At 40.8% G+C, this 1408-nt stretch carries 2 protein-coding genes; one reads left to right on the forward strand and one right to left on the reverse strand.

The features are described from left to right. The coding region (locus J5224_RS27730; RefSeq protein WP_264628347.1) for a helix-turn-helix domain-containing protein at positions 1-225 on the forward strand (225 nt) is incomplete at its 5' end. A 52-nt stretch (positions 226-277) separates the two neighbouring features. Here J5224_RS27730 and J5224_RS27735 read toward each other — a convergent pair. Continuing rightward, a complete protein-coding gene (locus J5224_RS27735) occupies positions 278-1195 on the reverse strand; it encodes a YopJ family acetyltransferase (RefSeq protein WP_264628348.1) in 918 nt (305 codons plus the stop codon). Positions 1196-1408: the final 213 nt, after the last annotated feature.

Here is a 1408-nt window from a genome sequence, read left to right on the forward strand (position 1 = left end):
ATTCGGGCCAAGCTGTTACTGCAAACCACGCAGGAATCGATTGCCAATATCGGGCGGGTGGTGGGCTATGACGACCAGCTCTATTTTTCTCGCGTGTTTCGCAAACGTGTTGGCGTTAGCCCGAGTGATTTTCGGCGTCGTAGCAGTGAAATCAATTATCCCACGGCGGCAAAAGCGGAATCGGCGAATTGGCATGGTCAACGTACGCAAGCGATCGGCGTGTAGATCATTGCTGTCAGAGGTTAAGCGAGAGGCAAGGTAGTTAGCCTTGCCTCTATCATGAGGATGATAATGTTTTATTTGAAAGATCATAGCGATTGTTAAGCAGATCATCTCTTAGTGCTTTATATTCAGTAAGTCGCTTAATGTGGATCGACTTTGAGATTAATTTTCCATTAATCTCGGTATAACTGGCTTTAATATGATCCATGATTTTTTTATGTTTGCCATTGATTGGCTGATGTATGCTTTCTGGTTTTGTTTCTAAATATTCACTCATGCGTTTTAATCCCTGAGTATGTTTATAGAAAAGAACAGAAAGAAATTTGTCTGCAATGCCTTTGCTTTCCGCTAACGTGGACGTTTCAATTTTTCTCGCTGCGACTTCGTGATGTAACTTGAGAACGCATTCGTCATTTTTAAAAGCTTTTTTGGCTAAAGCCAGGCTGAAAATCCCACATTCATAGTCACTTCTTTGTATATCCATTTGTAATACAAGTGGTTTTTTTATCGTTGGCAATTCTCGCCCAAGGGCCGAGTTAATCCTCACTGCTAACAAGGCCGGCGCTGTACAATTTAATGATGTCGGTTCAAATAAAATCATTGATAGCTGATTATCAATAAATCTTGCATCAAGCATACCCATATGCACTTTATCATCACCAGCACAGATAATATATTTATGAGAGTGATAGTCATTAGGTGAGAGTGACATCAGTTGCTCAGGCAAGTCATAAGGGGAGTCAATATATGTCAAGTTCAACCCCGGTTTTCTTCTGTTAGCCAGTGCCACTAGATGTGGCATCACGACTTGATCTGTTAGGGAAAACTTCAGATCCATCCACGTGTTATTCTCAAGGCTTTCTTCTATTTTTTCGATATATTGTTCAAGTATATTCATCGGCAAATCTTCCGCATCGCTATATGCAGGAAATGAATGTGAGGATTTGATATTACAGCCACTGACACTAAACATGAATCATCCTTAATATATAATGATAACCGAGATGGAGCCCCTGAGATAACGCAATAAGCGTAACCTAAAATTTTACACAGAGCGTTGGCAGTATTCTTTTCTTATATTTTCGAAAGCGCCAGCCATTAAAGCGCATACAGCGCTACCATCGTTGATGCTATACTCATGCTAATGCCTTGATGACAAGGACAATACTACCGAGGGGACATTCAT

This window comes from Candidatus Symbiopectobacterium sp. NZEC135 (assembly GCF_025962695.1).

What these genes read in the sequence shown, in the direction of transcription:
- J5224_RS27735 (WP_264628348.1), bottom strand. Translation starts at nt 1,195, where the DNA reads ATGTTTAGTGTCAGTGGCTGTAATATCAAATCCTCACATTCATTTCCT.